The following is a 16,368-nucleotide window of genomic DNA, read 5'->3' as shown; positions in this document are numbered from 1 at the left end:
AGTTTTCCAGGCCTAGGCCCTGCGGAAGATGATTGGCCCATCGCGATTCCCCGCGAGCCAATCAACTTCAAGGAAATCTCACATGTCCACGCAAACCAACATCGCTTCCGCCGCCATCCACGTCGTCGGTCAGTACAACGACGCCGGCAAGACCCTGGTCGGTGCCTACCGCACCGGCGTGCAACGCCTGCTGGGCGGTGCCGCTTCGCGCTACAGCGAATTCCTGGGCAACCGCCAGATCCCGATGGTGAGCGAGCAGATCAAGGCCAACCTGATCGGCGCGCAAGAGAAGGTGCATGGTTTCCTGTCCAACCGCCTGGACATCGACACCAGCCGCATCGTGAACGTGATGGACCGCGTCGCCGCCGGCACCACCAGCGGCATTGAAACCGTCGCCAACCGCGTCGCCCAGATCGAATCGCCCGCTGCCACCACCGTGCTGAACGCCCTGTCGGCCGTGAACCAGCCCTTCGCCACCGTGTCGGTGCAAATCGCTGACCGCATCGTCGCCGGCACCAAGCAGATCGAAGCCCGTGTGAGCGGCACCGAAGAAGCCGCCCCCGTGCGCACCGTGAAGGCCAAGGTCGCTGCGGCCAAGAAGCCGGTTCGCCGCGCTGCCCGCAAGGCGGCCTGATTCCGGGGCGCTGACCGCGCCCTTTTCATTTTTCACGCCCCTGGAGCACCCACCGCATGGCGACCCGTCCCGATGACACAGCCAAGTTGAAGAAGAGGACGACGCCTGCGAAGAAGGCTCCGGCGGCGAAGAAGAAAGCCGCGCCCCGCAAGGCGGCGCCGGCTGCAAAAGCACCGCCCGCGGACACCGCGGCCGGCACCAACAAGGCCGAAGCGCTGCTGCGCGCCGGCCTCAAGGCGCTGGACAACGTGCGCAACGATGTCGCCAAGCGCCAGGCCAACGTGATCGAAGGCCTGCTGGGCATCGGGCACGGCAAGGCCGACGCAGTTGGTGCCAAGGCGGCGCTGACGCGCGGCTTCCCCAGCCTGGACACCTTCGGCATCCGCAAGTTCGAGGACGTGTTCGACCAGCGTGTCGCCACCGCCCTGCAACGCCTGGGCATGCCGAGCGCCGACGAGGTGCAGGCCCTGCGCGACGAGGTGGCGCAGTTGCGCGAACGCCTCGCGAAACTCGAGAAACCGTCCAGTTCAAGTGGCTCCGGCGGCAAGCGCTGAGCGGCACGCAACGCACGCAACACGCCGCTTGTGGCCAGCTCCAACACCACGCGCGATCGCATCCTGCAGACCAGCCTTGCGCTGTTCAACGCGGAAGGCCTTCCGGCCGTGTCCACGCACAAGATTGCGGCCGAGCTCGGCATGAGCCCGGGCAACCTGCACTACCACTTCAAGGCCAAGCAGCTGATCGTCGAATGGCTGTTCCGGCGCTTCGAGCAGCGGCTCGAGGTGCTCAACGGCTCGTCGGCTTCCATCACCGCCATCGACGACCTGTGGCTCGCGCTGCACCTGCGCTTCGAGGCCATCGACGAGTACCGCTTCATCTACCGCGACATGGCCTTCCTGGCCAGCGAGTACCCGGCCCTGGGGCAGCGCGCCCAGGCCATGACCGCGCAGAACCTGCTCGCCGCCCAGACGCTGTGCGAAGGGCTGGTGGCGTCGGGCGTGATCGAGACCAGCGCCGAGCAGGCGCGCATCCTCGCGCTGCAGATGGTCTTCACCACCACCTGCTGGCTCTCGTTCGAGCGGCTCGTGCCGGGGCGCGACGCGCTGGCGCAGGCCGACCCCGGTTTGGCGGCTTTCTACACACTCACGCTGGTTTCTCCGTATGTTTCCAGCGAATCGAGGGCTTATCTTGATTACCTGAGGGGCAAATACCTCGGATAAATGAAGTCGTCGTCCGACGGGGCATGCAACTTCGCACCCCCATCGTCGTCCTACAGAAGAAAGAACAGAAAGGAAGCCGCCATCATGACCACCGCCACCCACGAACCCATCGCTCCGCCGTCGCGCCTGCTCTTGCTGGCCGAAGCGCGCGCCCTCTGGGAAACCGGCGCCGGCCTCGCCATGTGGCCGCTGCTGCAGCTCGCGCCGCGCGGCGACGGGCACCCCGTGCTCGTGCTGCCGGGCCTGGTGGCCAGCGACATGTCCACGCTGCTGCTGCGCCGCTACCTGTGCAGCCGCGGCTACGACGCGCACGGCTGGGGCCAGGGCCGCAACCTGGGCCCGCGCGCCGGCGTCGAGGACGGCATGGTCGACCTGCTCAAGACCCTGGCCGACAAGAGCGGCCAGAAGGTCAGCGTGATCGGCTGGAGCCTGGGCGGCGTCTACGCGCGGCTCTTGGCCTCGGCGCAGAAGGACCTCATCCGCAACGTGATCACGCTCGGCAGCCCGTTCTCGGGCAGCCCGCGCGCCACCAACGCCTGGCGCGTGTACGAAGGCGTGAGCGGCCAGAGCTCGCACGACCCGCGCCGCATGAAGTTCGTCGAACCCACGCCGCCCGTGCCCACGACCTCGATCTTCAGCCGCACCGACGGCGTCGTCGCATGGCGCTGCAGCCTCGAGAAGACCGGCCCGCAGTCCGAGAACATCGAGGTGGTGGCGAGCCACCTGGGGCTCGGCGCGCACCCCGCCGTGCTCTATGCGGTGGCCGACCGGCTGGCGCAGCCCGAGGGCGAATGGAAGCCCTTCAACCGCGGCATGCTCGGGCCGCTGGTGTACCCGGACCCGGATCGCAACGTCTGATCCGAGGCGAACACTCTTTGGGGCTCCAGACTTGGTTCTTCAGGCCCCGGCCCACACGTCGAGCACATAGCGCTGCTCGGCAATCATCCTGTCCATCCACGCCGCGCTGTCCTGTCCGTGCTCGCGCGCGAGGTCGCTGAGCGTGCGTCGCACGTCGGGTTCCATGCGCGAGCCGTCGCCGCACACGTACACCACGGCACCGGCTTCGAGCAGCTTCCACACGGCAGCGCCCTGTTCGCGGATCAGGTCCTGCACGTAGACCTTGCGGTCGCCGGCGCGCGAGAAGGCCGTGTGCAGCTTCATGAGGCCGCGGTGCGACCAGGCCTGCAGCTCTTCGGCGTAGATGAAGTCCTGCTCGGGATGGCGGCAGCCGAAGAACAGCATCGCCTCGCCCAGCGCCTCGCCGCGTTCGACCTGCGACGCGCGCGCCTGCAGGAAGCCGCGGAACGGCGCGAGGCCGGTGCCCGGGCCGATCATGATGAGCGGCCGGTTGGCATCCTCCGGCAGGCGGAAGCCCTCGGCCGTGGTCTCGCGGATCACGCCGTGCACCGTGTCGCCGGCCTCGGCGCGCGCCAGGAAGTTGGAGCACACGCCCTCGAAGGTGCCGTTGCCCGACAGCGCGGGCGCGCTCACCACGCCCACCGTCACGCTGCAGCGCCCCGGCGTCATCGTCGGCGACGAGGAGATCGAGTAGTAGCGCGGCGACAGCGGCGACAGCATTTCCAGGAACACCGCGAACGGCACCTGGCAGGCGCGGTGCTCTTCGAGCAGCTCCAGCAGCGACTTGCGCTTGTGCAGCACCTCGGCCTTGTACGCGGCCTGCGAGGCCTCGTCGCTGCCCGACAGCGCCTGCAGCTTGGGCTTGGTGAAGGGGCACTCGGTGTGCGCTGCCAGCGTGGCGATCTGCTTGCGCGTGGCCACGTCCTGCAGCTCGACGTAGTCGCCCAGCAGGCGATCGACCGCGATGACCTGGTCCACCGGCAACGCCGCCTTGCGCCCCGGCACGGCCGACAGGCGCACGTGCGCCGAACGGTCGAAGCCGAAGCGCGCCATTGCGCGCTCGACCTGCGCGGGGCTGTTGCGCGGCACCACGCTCAGGTGGTCGCCGGGCACGTAGTTCACGCCCTCGGGCAGCATCAGCTCGACGTGGCGCGTGGAGCGTCCGGCCTCGCCGTTGGCGCCGGCGCTTTGCAGCTCGCGGTTCTCGATCACGCGCAGCGGGACGGCGCCCAGCGCATCGACCAGCGCGTTCTTCTGCGGCGGCGGCAGCTCTTCGAGCGTGTACAGCGGCTCGGCCTCGGCCGGCGTGTCGGCGCCGTTCTTGATGTCGAAGGTCTTCACCAGCGCGGGCCACAGCGCGTCGCTCCAGTCCTGGAAGGCGCCGTCCATGTCCTCGCGCGCATCGCCTTCGCCGCGCTCGTGCACGCGGTCGGCGCCCAAGGCTTCTAGCCGTTCGTCGATGCGGCGCGGCACCGCCTGGTAGGTGGCGGCCCAGTCGGTGTTGCCGCAGCCGAAGACGCTGAAGCGCACGCCGTTGAGCGAGTCGTCGGCCTTGTCGAGCCAGCGGTGGAACTCCGCTGCGTTGTCGGGCGCCACGCCGTTGTACGAGGCGCAGACGATCGCCACCGCGCCGCTGGCCGGCAGCCGCTCGGCGTAGTCGTCGAGCGAGGCCAGCTGGGTCGAGAAGCCGCGCAGCTCGCCGGCCTCGGCCAGCTGGCGCGCCAGGTCTTCGGCCGTGCCGAGGTTGGAGCCCTGCAGCACCAGCAGCGAGGTGCCGTGGCGCGCCGCCTGCGGCTTGCGCGCGGCGGGCTTCGTCGGCGTGGCGGGCGCGGCCGTCGCCTCTGCGGTGCCGCGCGGGCGCGAGGCCGGGTCGCGCAGCAGCGCCTTGATCTTGAAGTTCTCGGGCTTGATCGTCAGCGCTTCCTTGATCTTGAGCTTGTAGCCCGTGTGATCGACCAGGTTGAAGCGCTGCAGGATCATGCCCAGCGTGAGCACCGCCTCCTGCAGGGCGAACTGCCGCCCGATGCAGGCGCGCTGGCCGTTGCCGAAGGGCTTGAAGGCGTTCACGGGCCGCTCGCGCTCGGCCTCGCGGCTGAAGTGGTCGGGGTTGAACTGGTCGGCGTCCTCGCCCCAGATGCCCTTGTCACGGTGCAGCGCCAGCGCATGCATGATGACCATGTTGTTCTTCTTGATCGTGTACTGGCCGCCGATCTTGGTGTCTTCCTTGGCGCGCATCGAGATCGCGGGCGCGGTCGGGTACAGGCGCAGCGATTCCTTCAGCACCTGCATCACGTACTGCAGCCGGTTGACCTGCGCGTAGGTGGGCTTTTGCGTGGTGTCGCCGCCGAACACGCTGTCGACCTCGGCCTGCGCCTTGGCCATCGCCTCGGGGTTGTTCAGCAGGAAGTAGATGGCGAACGACAGCAGGCCGCTGGTGGTCTCGTGGCCCGCGATGAGGAATTCGATGCACTCGTCGCGGATCATCTTGTCGGTGAGTTTCTCGCCGCTCTTCTTGTCCACGCCCGCGATCATGTAGCTCAGCAGGTCGGGCTTGGTGGCGATGTCGGCACCGCTGGCGCGTCGCTCCTCGATGATGTCTTCCACCATCTTGTGCATGTAGCGGATGTCCTTGCGCTGCTGTGCCAGCTCCTTCTTGAGCATCAGCTCCTCGAGCGGAATGCCGCGCCGGTTCTGCACCGTCTCCAGCGTGCGCACCATCGCATCGACGAAAGGATGGAAGCCCTCGCGGTAGAACGAGTTGAAGCGGTAGCCGAAGCCGCACAGGCCGATGGTGTCCAGCGTGAGCGCCGTCATGTCGCGCACCACGTCCACCTCTTCGTCGAAATTGAGGCGCTCCCACTTGGTGACCAGCTGGCCCGCGATGTCCAGCATCATCGGGTGGTAGGCCTGCATCGCGCGCTGGCTGAAGTTGGCCAGCAGGATGTTGTGCGGCTTCGACCAGGTCTCTTCGTGCGTGTCCGACGTGAAGAGGCCGTGCGACGCGGCGCGCAGCCGGCGCAGTGCGCCGCGCGTGCTCTTGTCGAAGCGCGGCTCTTCGCACAGCTCGTCGACCAGCGCGGGCGACGACACCACGATCACCGGCATGCCCGGCATGTCGAGCCAGTAGATGCCGCCGAGGTCCTGCGCGATCTTCCACATGTCGAGCACCGGCGAGTCGGAGCCGATGGACAGCAGATTGCCGACGAAGGGTTTCTTCGCCGGATGGGGGATCGGATGGAGCGAGTTCTTTCCTGCCATGGTGTACCTTGTTGTGCCTTCGGTATGGACCCGCTTCGGATGTCCGGGATGCGAATCCGGAGTATCCCGATGGCACAGGGGGTGGGCAGGACGGGGTTTCCCTAGGAAACAATGACGCGGCGCAGGGGGCGATCACGCCGTCAGCGTGATCGCTATTCACAGTGGCCTGGGCAGGTCCCCCGAAAGAACTCAGTCAGGGTCGGACCATCTTGCAGTCGGTGCCTTGCGCCAGCTCGTTCCCGGTATAGACCGCATCGGTGCGGAAGCCGTAGTTGGTGCCTTCCCAGCCCGTCTTCACGGTCTTGCCGTCCACCGGCGCGATGGTGTTCACCACCTGCGGCAGCAGCAGCTGGTGGTCTTCGCCGCGCATGCGCACCGGGCCCACCACCGAGTCGAAGCTCAGGTCCTCGAGGGCGCGCGCCACCTTCACCGTGTCGGCGCTGCCGGCCTTGGTGATGGCGGCGGCCAGCAGGCGCGGCGTCAGGTCGATGCGCGGTGCGAGGAAGTCCTTGCCGGTCTTGGCCTTGTAGGCCTTGGCGAGTGCATCGACCTTCGGCGTGTCGGCCTGGCCCGGGTGCCATTCGGCCACCCAGGTGAGCTGCCCGGTCTTGGCCTGCGACACGGCGGTGACGGTGCCCGGCACCGAGCCCGCGCTGTGGTTGAAGTAGCGCAGGTTGTAGCCCGCGTCGCCCGCGGCCTTCTGCAGCAGCGTCATGTCCTGGCCCCAGTTGCCGGTGATGACCGAGTCGGCGCCGCTTTGCTTGATGTTGGCGATGTAGGGTGCAAAGTCCTTCACGCGGCCGATGGGGTGCAGCGTCTCGCCGACGAACTGGATGTCGGGACGCGCCAGGCCCACCAGCTGGCGGCCGTAGCTGGCCCACTGCTTGCCGTGGGCATAGTCCTGGTTCAGCAGGTAGACCTTCTTCACGTCAGGCGTCTTCTTGATGTAGTTGGCCAGCGCCTTCATCTTCATCGCCGTGTTGGCCTCGGTCTGGAAGTGCCAGAAGCTGCAGCCCTTGCCGGTCATCTCGGGGTCGATCGAGGAGTGGTTCAGCACGATCAGTTCCTTGCCCGGGTTGCGCTGGTTCCAGCGCGCCACCGCGAGCACCAGCGCCGTCACCACCGACGAGCCCGAGCCGCCCGTGACGATCGCCTTGGCGCCCTGGTCGATCGCCGCCTGCAGCGCGCTCTGGCTTTCCTGCGCCGAGAGCTTGCTGTCGAACTGCAGCAGCTGCAGCTTCATGCCGCCGAGCACGCCGCCCTTGGCGTTGATGTCCTCGATGGCGTACTGCGTGTGCATGAGCATCAACTCGCCCACGTTGGCGAACGGCCCCGACAACGGATCGATGTAGGCGATCTTGTAGGTCGGCTGCGGGGCCTGCGCCTGCGCCGCGGTGCCGGCGATGGCAAGCAAAGAGGCAAGGGCGATCCGCGCCAATGGCGCATGCGTGAGCTTCATGGGTGTCTCCGGAGGGTGTGTGAAAGACGGAATCAGTGCGTCGCGCGCAGCCCGATCACGCGGCTGGCCAGCTTCGTGAGCTGCGCCACCACCTCGTCGGGCGAGAGGCGCCCGTTGGGGCGGTACCAGCTGTAGAGAAAGCCCGGCAGGCTGCAGGCCGCGAGCGCGGTGATCTTGGTCTCGTCGAAGTTGAGGTCGCCGTCGCGCCGGGCTTCTTCGAGCAGCGGGCACAGCAGGTCGTAGAAGTGGTGCGCAAGCTTCTTCTGCGCTTCGAGGTACTCGGGGCGGTACACCTGTGGCTCGCGGTAGGCGAAGAAGGCCACAGGGTGGTGCGAGATGGTGGCGCGGATCAGCCGCTCGATGCCTTCCATCACCTTCTCGCTCGCGCGGCGCGGGTCGGCGGCGGCGAAGTCGAGCGCGGTGAAGCAGTCGACCGCGGGGCGCCACGACAGCGTCTCGAAGATTTCCTGCTTGTCGCGGAAGTAGTAGTACACGAAGGGCTTGGTCACGCCCAGCTCGCGCACGATCTGCGCCATGGTCGTGTTGGCGTAGCCCTGCGCGGCAAACAGCTGCGCCGCCGCCTGCAGGATGCGCTCGCGCTGCAGGTCGGTGCCCTGCGTGGCCGCGCGCTGGCGGCCCGTGCCCTGCGGCAGGTGCGGCTGCGCCGCCAGCGCCGTGTGCGTGGCAGAGGGTTTGTTCGGTGTCGCGGAAGTTATACCCATGGGTAGGATTGTTCGTGCACCATGCCGCATTGGCAAGCGCCGGCCATGCGCAGGCGGCTATCGATAACCCTGAGAAAGTGACGCCATGGAGACAACGCCCGCCATTCCGCAACGCTTGAAGGAACTGCCGCCGCGCGTGCAGCAGCCCCTGCACGCCTACCTGCGCGACCACGCACGCACGCGCGGCGACGCCACCGCCTGCCTCTGGTACGGCCAGGCCCTGAACTGGGCAGAGCTCGACCGCGCGAGCGACGCCTTCGCCGCGCGCCTGCAGGCCCTGGGCGTGGCCAAGGGCGAACCCGTGGTGCTGTTCCTCAACAACTGCCCGCAGTACCTGGTGGCGCACTTCGGCATCCAGAAGATCGGCGCCATCGTCTGCCCGAGCGGCCCGCTCAACAAGGAGCACGAGCTGGCCTACCAGGTCAACGACCTGAAGGCGCGCGTGATCGTCGCGGCCGCGCCGCTCGTGCCGGTGGTGCGCAAGGTGCAGGCCGAGAGCGCGCTCGCGCATGTGTTCGTGGTGCACTACGCCGACCTGCTGCCCGCCGAGCCCACGCTCGACCTGCCGGCCGAACTGGCCGCCGAGCGCACCGCCGAACGCAGCGTGCCCGAAGGCTGCGAAGACTTCCTCGCCGTGATGCGCAGCGGCGCCACGCCGCAGCCCGTCGCCATCGACATGGACGACATCGCGCTCATGACCTACACCTCGGGCACCACCGGCCTGCCCAAGGGCGCGATGCTCAGCTACGGCAACGCGCTCTTCAAGACGCGCGCCGCGGCCGACTGCAACGGCGTGGGGCCGGACGACGTGCTGCTGTCGATCGCGCCGCTGTATCACATCGCCGGCATGCTCATGGGCGTCAACGTGCCCGTGCTCAGCGGCGCGGCCTCGGTGCTGATGCACCGCTTCGACCCGCGCGCCGTGCTGCAGGCCATTGCCGCCTACAAGGTGAGCTGGTGGTACAGCATCGCGCCGATGAACGTGGCCTGCATGCAGGTGCCCGACATCGCCCGCTTCGACCTGTCGAGCCTGAAGATGAACCCGGTCACCAGCTTCGGCATCGCCTTCACCGAACCGCTGGCCGCGCAGTGGCGCTCGCACGCCAACCACTGCAGCTCGTTCGAGGCCGCCTACGGCCTGAGCGAAACCCACACCTGCGACACCTACACGCCGCACGTGGCGCCGCGTTGGGGCACGCAGGGCGTGCCGGTGCCGGGCGTGACCATCCGCATCATCGACACCGACACGCAGGCCGACATGCCCACGGGCGAAGTCGGCGAGATCGTGCTTACCAGCGCCGGCTCGTTCAAGGGCTACTGGAACAAGCCCGAGGCCACCGCCGCCACCTTGCGCAACGGCTGGGTGCACACGGGCGACATGGGCAAGCTCGACGCCGACGGCTACCTCACCTTCATCGGCCGCTTCAAGGAAATGATCAAGGTCTCGGGCTACAGCGTGTTCCCCGAAGAGGTCGAGACCATCCTCATCAAGCACCCTGCGGTGGCGCAGGCGGCGGTCATCGCGCAGCCCGATCCCGAGAAGGGCGAGGTCGTGAAGGCCTTCATCGTGCGCAAGCCCGGCGCCGCGCTCGAGGCCGACGCGCTCGTGGCCTGGGCGCGCGAGAACATGGCGAGCTACAAGGCGCCGCGCGCCGTGAGCTTCATCGATGCATTGCCCACCACGGGCGCAGGCAAGGTGCTGCGCCGCCTGCTCAAAGACAAGACCTGAAAGGCTTCTTCGCGTGTTTTCCAAAGTTCTGATTGCCAACCGCGGCGAGATCGCCGTGCGCCTGGTGCGCGCGCTGCGCGACCTGGGCATCGCCAGCGTGGCGGTGCACGCGCGCGACGATGCCGCTGCGCTGCATGTGCAGCTGGCCGATGTGGCGGTGGCGCTCGACGCGACCGGCCCTTCGGCCTACCTCGACGTGGCCGCGTTGATCGCGGTGGCGAAGGCGCAAGGCTGCGATGCGGTGCATCCCGGCTACGGCTTCCTCAGCGAGCGCGCCGACTTCGCACAGGCCTGCGCCGACGCGGGCCCTGTCTTCATCGGCCCGACGCCCGAGCAACTGGGCCTGTTCGGCGACAAGGCCCGCGCCCGCGAACTGGCCGCGCAGTGCGACGTGCCCGTGATGCCCGGCAGCGCCGGCGCGGTGACGCTCGCGCAGGCGCAGGCCTTCTTCGCCGAGCAGCATGCGCAGGGCGCGGGCGTGATGGTCAAGGCCATCGGCGGCGGCGGCGGGCGCGGCATGCGCGCCGTGCTCACGGCTGACGAGCTGCCCGAGGCGCATGCGCGCTGCATGTCCGAGGCCAAGGCGGCGTTCGGCATCGAGGGCGTGTACGTCGAGCGCCTGATGCGCAACGCGCGGCACATCGAGGTGCAGGTGCTCGGCGACGGCCACGCCGTGGCCAGCCTCGGCGAGCGCGAGTGCACGCTGCAGCGCCGCTTCCAGAAGCTGGTCGAAATCGCGCCCAGCCCCTCGCTGCCCGAGCCGCTGCGCGCACAGGTCACGCAGGCCGCGCTGCGCATGGCCAAGGCCGTGGGCTATCGCGGCCTCGGCACCTTCGAATTCCTGGTCGATGCCGCGTCGACCATTTTGCCTTTCGTCTTCATCGAAGCGAACCCGCGCCTGCAGGTCGAGCACACGGTGACCGAAGCCGTGACGGGGCTGGACCTCGTGCAGCTGCAGATCGCCGTCGCTTCGGGCGACACGCTGGACGCGCTCGGCGTGGAGGCCGGCCGCACGGCGCTGCAGCGCGGCTTCGCGGTGCAGTGGCGCATCAACGCCGAGACGCTCGATGCGCAAGGCAACGCGCGCCCCGCAGGCGGCACGCTCGCGCGCTTCGACCTGCCCGCCGGCCCCGGCGTGCGCGTCGACACGCACGGCTACGCGGGCCTGGCGCCTTCGCCGCACTACGACACGCTGCTGGCCAAGCTCATCGTGCATTCACCGTCGTCGCGTTTCGCGGACGCGCTGCGCCGCTCGCTGCGCGCGCTCGACGAATGCCACATCGACGGCATCGCCACCAACCTGCCGCTGCTGTGCGCCATTGCCGCGCGGCCCGAGTTCGCGACGCAGGCGGTGCACACACGCTTCGTGGAAGCGCACCTGGGTGATCTGCTCGCCGACGCGAAGGCATTTGAAAAGCACACGAAGAAGGTCACCGCGCCCGCCGCCGCGAGCGCGCCGGTGCAGGACGAGGCCGACGACGACGGCCTCACCGTCAAGGCGCCGATGCCCGCGAAGCTGGTGCAGTTCGAGGTCGCGGTGGGCGACGTGCTGCCCGCCGGCGCGCAACTCGGCGTGCTCGAGGCCATGAAGATGGAGCACCTGCTGCACGCGCCCGTGGCCGGCCGCGTGCTGGCGCTGCTGGCCGTGCCGGGCGACTACCTCGTCGAAGGCCAGTCGCTGGTGCGGCTGGAGGCCGTCGATGCGCAGGGCGTCGAGGCGCAGGAACGCGTCGCGCACGATCTCGACGTGATCCGCCCCGACCTGCAGAAGGTCATCGACCGCCATGCGCCCACGCTCGACGCGAACCGCAAGGCGGCCGTCGACAAGCGGCATGCGCAGGGCGGTCGCACCGCGCGCGAGAACATCGCCGACCTGTGCGACATGGCCGGCGACCCGGGCAACTTCATCGAGTACGGCGCGCTCGCCATCGCCGCGCAGACGCGCCGCCGCACGCTCGAAGACCTCATCGCCAACACGCCGGCCGACGGCATGGTGACCGGGCTGGGCAGCGTCAACGCGAAGCAGTTCGGCCCCGAGAAATCGCGCTGCGCCGTGCTCGCGTACGACTACACCGTGCTGGCCGGCACGCAGGGCATGCGCAACCACCACAAGACCGACCGGCTGCTCGCGGTGGCGCACCAGCTCAAGCTGCCGGTGGTGCTGTTCGCCGAGGGCGGGGGCGGGCGGCCGGGCGACACCGACATGCCGATCGTCGCGGGCCTGAATAACCACACTTTCAGCCAGTTCGCGGTGCTGTCGGGCAAGGTGCCGGTGGTCGGCATCGTGCACGGGCGCTGCTTCGCGGGCAACGCGGCGCTGCTGGGCTGCGCCGACGTGATCATCGCCACCAAGGGCAGCAACATCGGCATGAGCGGCCCCGCGATGATCGAAGGCGGCGGCCTGGGCACCTTCGCGCCCGAGCAGATCGGGCCGAGCAGCGTGCAGTCGCGCAACGGCGTGATCGACATCCTGGTGGAAGACGAGGCGGCAGCAGTCGCAGCGGCCAAGCAGTACCTGTCGTACTTCCAGGGCCCGGTGAGCGACTGGCAGTGCGCCGATCCGCGCACGCTGCGCCACGTGGTGCCCGAGAACCGGCTGCGCGTGTACGACGTGCGCGCCGCCATGCGCGGCGTGGCCGACACCGGCTCGTTGCTCGAACTGCGCGCGGGCTTCGGCGCGGGCATCGTCACGGCGCTCGCGCGCATCGAGGGCAAGCCGGTGGGCCTGATGGCGAACAACCCGCACCACCTGGGCGGCGCGATCGACGTGGAGGCGGCCGACAAATCCGCACGCTTCATGCAACTGTGCAATGCCCACGGGTTACCGATCGTGTCGTTGTGCGACACGCCCGGCTTCATGGTCGGGCCCGAGGTCGAGGCGCAGGCGCAGGTGCGCCACGTGTGCCGCATGTTCATGGTGGCCTCGCACTTGCGCGTGCCTTTCTTCGCAGTGGTGCTGCGCAAGGGCTACGGCCTGGGCGCGCAGGCCATGACCGCGGGCGGCTTCGACGCGCCCGTGTTCACCGTGGCTTGGCCCACCGGCGAGTTCGGTGCGATGGGCCTCGAAGGCGCGGTGCGGCTGGGCTTTCGCAAGGAGCTCGCGGCCGTGCCCGAGGGCGCCGAGCGCGACGCGCTGTTCAAGCAGCTGGTGGCGCAGCAGTACGCGAACGGCGAAGCGATCCACATGGCGCAGACGCTGGAGATCGATGCGGTGATCGACCCGGCCGACACGCGCACCTGGCTGGTGCGCGGCCTGGCCTCGGCCACGCGGCCGGCCGAGGCGGTCTCGGCCTACGTCGACACTTGGTAACGCAGGCTTAGACCTCGTCACCTGCGCGGGCAAGGCGGCTCCGTACACTGGGCCGCTTTTGCACGCATGAAGCTTCCTGCCCGCTGGCGCGTCCGTCTGCGCGACGCTGCCTTTTCCCCTGCACACTGGATGGCCGTTCTCGGCCTTGCGGTGCTGCTCGTGGGCGTGCAGGCGGTGTGGGCGGAGAAGGTCGAGCAGGCGGCACGCCAGCCGGCCGAAGCGCGCTGGGTGGCGAGCTGGGCCGTGGCGGTGCTCGACTTCGCCGAGCTGGACGCGAACCCCGCCACGGCCGCCATCGGCGGGCCGGGCGACCATGTGTTCCGCGGCCAGACCTTGCGCCAGATGATGCGCCCGACGATCGACGGCGAGCGCATCCGCGTGCGGGTGTCGAACCGCTTCGGCAAGACGCCGCTGCGCATCGCCGCGGCCACCGTGGCACTGGGCACGGGCGGCGACGCCATCTCGCCGGCCTCGTTGCGCACGCTGCGTTTCGGCGGCCGCGCCACCGTCACCGTGGCGCCGGGCGCGGAAGCATGGAGCGACGGCGTGGCGCTGAACGTTGCGGCGGGCCAGGCCGTGGCCGTGAGTCTTTTTCTCGACCGCGCGACACCGTTCGCCACGATGTACCTGCTGTCCAGCGACACGGGCTGGCTGGCGCAAGGCAACGCCGTCTCGGCGCCCCGGCTGTCGAAGGCGGTGGCGCTGCCGATGAGCCACATCGTGACCGGGCTCGACGTGCTCACCACCCGACCCGTGCGCACTGTCGTTGCGTTCGGCGATTCGATCACCGCGGGCGGTGGCGAGTCGGGCGACGGTTCGTACCCCGACATGCTCGCCACGCGGTTGCGTGACAGCCCACAGGCCGCGCACGCGGTGTCGGTGATCAACGCAGGCATCGGCGGCAACCGGCTGCTGGTGAACGGCATCGGCCCCGACGGCCTGTCGCGCTTTGCGCGCGACGCGCTGGGCCAGAGCGGCGTGACGCACGTCATCGTGCTGCTGGGCACCAACGACATCGGCCGCGCCATCTTCGCGGGCATCCCCGGCCTGAAGGTGCCGCCGCACGACGTGCCCACGGCCGAGCGTGTCACCGAGGGCCTGGGGCAGCTCGTCAAGCAGGCGCGCGCCAAGGGCGTGAAGGTGCTGCTGGGCACCGTGCCGCCCTTCGGCAACACGATCTACGGCACTGACGCCAACGAGGCCATGCGCGAGGCCGTGAACCGCTGGGTGCGCAGCCGCCAGGACGTGGACGGCGTGATCGACTTCGATGCGGTGCTGCGCGACCCAGCCGCGCCGCGTCAGCTGAATCCGACATTCGACAGCGGCGATCACCTGCATCCCAACCGCGCCGGCCACGCGGCCATGGCCGCGGCCATCGACCTGCGCGAATTGCAGGAATAAAGCGCGTCTGCGGCAGCGAAACAGCTCTACACAAGATTTCGCGCAGCGCTTACAGGCGCTTCACACGGTCCCGGCAGCATGAAGGCTCCTCCAACAACCATGGGGCTTTCTCATGAAAACACTCGCAGTCGCTCTTTCCATCGGTGCCGCTTCGCTGCTGTCGGTGGGCGCCCTGGCCGTTCCCACGGCCGCGCAGGCGCAGGCGGTGATCACCATCCAGGGGCCGCCGCCCCCGCCGCGCTACGAGCGCATGCCGCCGCCGCGTCGCGGCTATGTGTGGTCGCCGGGCCACTATGAGTGGCGTGGCGGTCGCCATGTGTGGGTGCGCGGCATGTACGTGCGCGCACGCCCGGGCTATGCCTACCGCGCGCCGGAATGGCGCGAGAACAATGGCCGCTGGGAATACAACCGCGGCCGCTGGGACCGCGACGGCGACGGCGTGCCGAACCGCCAGGATCGGCGTCCGGACAACCCGTACCGCAATTGATCGATAGAGAGCGCGCGGCGCGCGCCCGGGGCTAGCGGATGCTCACCAACTCGAGCACTTCGCTGACCTGGAACGCGCCGCCGCTCGCACCGCCGCGCGTCTGCACTTCGAAGCGGACGACGCGGCCCAGCTCCGGCGAGAACCACACGCTGGCGCGGTAGGTCCCGTACTGGTTGCCACTCCAGGCGCCCGCGTTCGCGAAGCGCTGGGTGTGGCCGCGGTAGTCGATCTTCACTACCTTCATCTCGCGGCCGTTGACCGGCAGCATCGCGGCGTCGTCCACCACGTGGGCGCGCAGGTCCATCTTGATGCGCGTGCCGCCCATGGTGGCGTCGTATTCCGTGGCCCAGGCGGCGTCCTGTTCCAGGGTCGGCCGGGCCCAGCCGCGCGGCGGCATGACGCTGTCGAACTCGCCGGCCACGGCCGTCGTGACGCCGATCACCTCGCCGCCCGGCTTCTCGATCCAGCCCCCGTTGTTGAAGCTGAGGCGGTCGTCACTGGTGGTGGCCGTGTCTGCGCGGTAGATCACCTTGCGGTAGGTGTTGGTGAGCCGGTCGTGCAGCTGGTACTCCACGAGGCTCGGGCGCTGCAGCGACACGCTGGCCGGCGCGGGCTGCGCGGCGAGGCGCTCGATGGCCCGCTGGCCGCGCGTCGGCAGTTCCGCGATCCACGCGGCCGGCATGGCGAGGGTGGCCGGGGCCGATCCGGCGACCAGTCCCACCAAGCGGCCCTGCGCATCGAACAGGCCGGCACCGGCCAGGCCCGCCTCGGTCGGCGTGGCCAGTTGCAGCGACTCGAGCGCGCCCGCGGCGTTGCGGCGCACGCCGCCGAGCATGGAGATGCCGAGCGTGAGTTCGCGCCCGCGCGGCGATCCGATGACGTACAGCGGCATCCCGACCTGCAACGCTCCCGCGGGCACGACGCCCAGCGTCGGCGACACGAGGTTCGCGATGCGCAGCTGGCACAGGTCGCGTTCGACGTCCGGGTGCTCCAGCACGGCGCCGTAGCTCACGTTGTCGCGGCGCAGCGCCACGGCGCTGGCCTTGGCCAGCAGCTTGCAGCTGGTGACGGCCGTGCCCGGGCCGGTGGCGACCGCGCTGCCGGTGGCCAGGACCTTGCCCTGGGCGTCGCTGGCCTGCACCACCCAGACGCTGGGCGAGACGCGCGCGAACAGCGCGTCGGGCGCCAGCGGGGCACTGCCGGCGCGGGCGTCCTGGGCAAAAGTGGCGGGCGCTGCCAGAGCGGCAGCAAGGGCGAAAAGCGGGAGCTGCAGGCGCATCTGGGAGCGGC

12 protein-coding genes are annotated in these 16,368 nt (G+C 69.3%); 8 read left to right on the top strand and 4 right to left on the bottom strand.

Annotated features, from left to right (window positions below):
- Window positions 1-82 precede the first annotated feature (82 nt).
- The 4 genes from ACAM42_RS29735 to ACAM42_RS29720 all read left to right on the top strand — a co-directional run bounded on the left by ACAM42_RS29735 (window position 83) and on the right by ACAM42_RS29720 (window position 2,712).
- Entirely contained in the window at window positions 83-634 is a 552-nt protein-coding gene (locus tag ACAM42_RS29735) for a hypothetical protein (protein WP_369630300.1), read from the top strand.
- An 86-nt stretch (window positions 635-720) separates the two neighbouring features.
- Window positions 721-1,188, top strand: coding sequence for a phasin family protein (locus ACAM42_RS29730; RefSeq protein WP_369630299.1), 468 nt, complete (start codon window positions 721-723; stop codon window positions 1,186-1,188).
- 30 nt (window positions 1,189-1,218) lie between these two features.
- Window positions 1,219-1,854 (top strand): TetR/AcrR family transcriptional regulator, encoded by a 636-nt coding sequence (locus ACAM42_RS29725; RefSeq protein WP_062478422.1) that lies wholly within the window; start codon window positions 1,219-1,221, stop codon window positions 1,852-1,854.
- A gap of 84 nt (window positions 1,855-1,938) precedes the next feature.
- On the top strand, window positions 1,939-2,712 hold the full coding sequence (locus tag ACAM42_RS29720) for a triacylglycerol lipase (protein WP_095746971.1): 774 nt from the start codon (window positions 1,939-1,941) through the stop codon (window positions 2,710-2,712).
- 39 nt (window positions 2,713-2,751) lie between these two features.
- On the opposite strand, the gene ACAM42_RS29715 is transcribed toward ACAM42_RS29720, so the two are convergent.
- The 3 genes from ACAM42_RS29715 to ACAM42_RS29705 form a co-directional block, all read right to left on the bottom strand.
- The gene (locus ACAM42_RS29715) at window positions 2,752-5,970 is read right to left on the bottom strand and encodes a bifunctional cytochrome P450/NADPH--P450 reductase (RefSeq protein ID WP_369630298.1); all 3,219 of its coding nucleotides are present in this window, start codon (window positions 5,968-5,970) and stop codon (window positions 2,752-2,754) included.
- Between the two features lie 193 nt (window positions 5,971-6,163).
- Window positions 6,164-7,429 (bottom strand): branched-chain amino acid ABC transporter substrate-binding protein, encoded by a 1,266-nt coding sequence (locus tag ACAM42_RS29710; protein ID WP_369630297.1) that lies wholly within the window; start codon window positions 7,427-7,429, stop codon window positions 6,164-6,166.
- Between the two features lie 32 nt (window positions 7,430-7,461).
- A complete protein-coding gene (locus ACAM42_RS29705) occupies window positions 7,462-8,151 on the bottom strand; it encodes a TetR/AcrR family transcriptional regulator (protein WP_369630296.1) in 690 nt (229 codons plus the stop codon).
- A gap of 85 nt (window positions 8,152-8,236) precedes the next feature.
- On the opposite strand from ACAM42_RS29705, the gene ACAM42_RS29700 reads away from it, so the two are divergent.
- The 4 genes from ACAM42_RS29700 (at window position 8,237) to ACAM42_RS29685 (ending at window position 15,078) form a co-directional block, all read left to right on the top strand.
- Window positions 8,237-9,880: an AMP-binding protein gene (locus ACAM42_RS29700; protein ID WP_369630295.1), complete on the top strand. Its 1,644-nt coding sequence runs from the start codon at window positions 8,237-8,239 to the stop codon at window positions 9,878-9,880.
- Window positions 9,881-9,893: 13 nt separating this feature from the next.
- A complete protein-coding gene (locus ACAM42_RS29695) occupies window positions 9,894-13,190 on the top strand; it encodes a carboxyl transferase domain-containing protein (RefSeq protein ID WP_369630294.1) in 3,297 nt (1,098 codons plus the stop codon).
- A 66-nt stretch (window positions 13,191-13,256) separates the two neighbouring features.
- Complete coding sequence (locus ACAM42_RS29690; protein WP_369630293.1) at window positions 13,257-14,591, top strand: GDSL-type esterase/lipase family protein; 1,335 nt, start codon at window positions 13,257-13,259, stop codon at window positions 14,589-14,591.
- Between the two features lie 112 nt (window positions 14,592-14,703).
- Entirely contained in the window at window positions 14,704-15,078 is a 375-nt protein-coding gene (locus ACAM42_RS29685; protein ID WP_159279682.1) for a YXWGXW repeat-containing protein, read from the top strand.
- A 31-nt stretch (window positions 15,079-15,109) separates the two neighbouring features.
- On the opposite strand, the gene ACAM42_RS29680 is transcribed toward ACAM42_RS29685, so the two are convergent.
- Window positions 15,110-16,357, bottom strand: coding sequence for a serine protease (locus ACAM42_RS29680; protein ID WP_369630292.1), 1,248 nt, complete (start codon window positions 16,355-16,357; stop codon window positions 15,110-15,112).
- Window positions 16,358-16,368: the final 11 nt, after the last annotated feature.

Origin of the sequence: Variovorax sp. V35 (genome assembly GCF_041154465.1) — a bacterium.
In the GTDB taxonomy this organism is placed as follows: Bacteria; Pseudomonadota; Gammaproteobacteria; order Burkholderiales; family Burkholderiaceae_C; genus Variovorax; species Variovorax boronicumulans.
Note: the sequence above shows the minus strand (reverse complement) of the source record. Positions and strands in the feature narration are given on the sequence as shown.

Bases quoted from the DNA above. Each gene is read 5' to 3' on its own strand.
- ACAM42_RS29720 (WP_095746971.1), top strand. From the start codon at position 1,939: ATGACCACCGCCACCCACGAACCCATCGCTCCGCCGTCGCGCCTGCTC.
- ACAM42_RS29685 (WP_159279682.1), top strand. From the start codon at position 14,704: ATGAAAACACTCGCAGTCGCTCTTTCCATCGGTGCCGCTTCGCTGCTG.
- ACAM42_RS29705 (WP_369630296.1), bottom strand. From the start codon at position 8,151: ATGGGTATAACTTCCGCGACACCGAACAAACCCTCTGCCACGCACACG.
- ACAM42_RS29680 (WP_369630292.1), bottom strand. From the start codon at position 16,357: ATGCGCCTGCAGCTCCCGCTTTTCGCCCTTGCTGCCGCTCTGGCAGCG.
- ACAM42_RS29735 (WP_369630300.1), top strand. From the start codon at position 83: ATGTCCACGCAAACCAACATCGCTTCCGCCGCCATCCACGTCGTCGGT.
- ACAM42_RS29715 (WP_369630298.1), bottom strand. From the start codon at position 5,970: ATGGCAGGAAAGAACTCGCTCCATCCGATCCCCCATCCGGCGAAGAAA.
- ACAM42_RS29690 (WP_369630293.1), top strand. From the start codon at position 13,257: ATGAAGCTTCCTGCCCGCTGGCGCGTCCGTCTGCGCGACGCTGCCTTT.
- ACAM42_RS29700 (WP_369630295.1), top strand. From the start codon at position 8,237: ATGGAGACAACGCCCGCCATTCCGCAACGCTTGAAGGAACTGCCGCCG.
- ACAM42_RS29710 (WP_369630297.1), bottom strand. From the start codon at position 7,429: ATGAAGCTCACGCATGCGCCATTGGCGCGGATCGCCCTTGCCTCTTTG.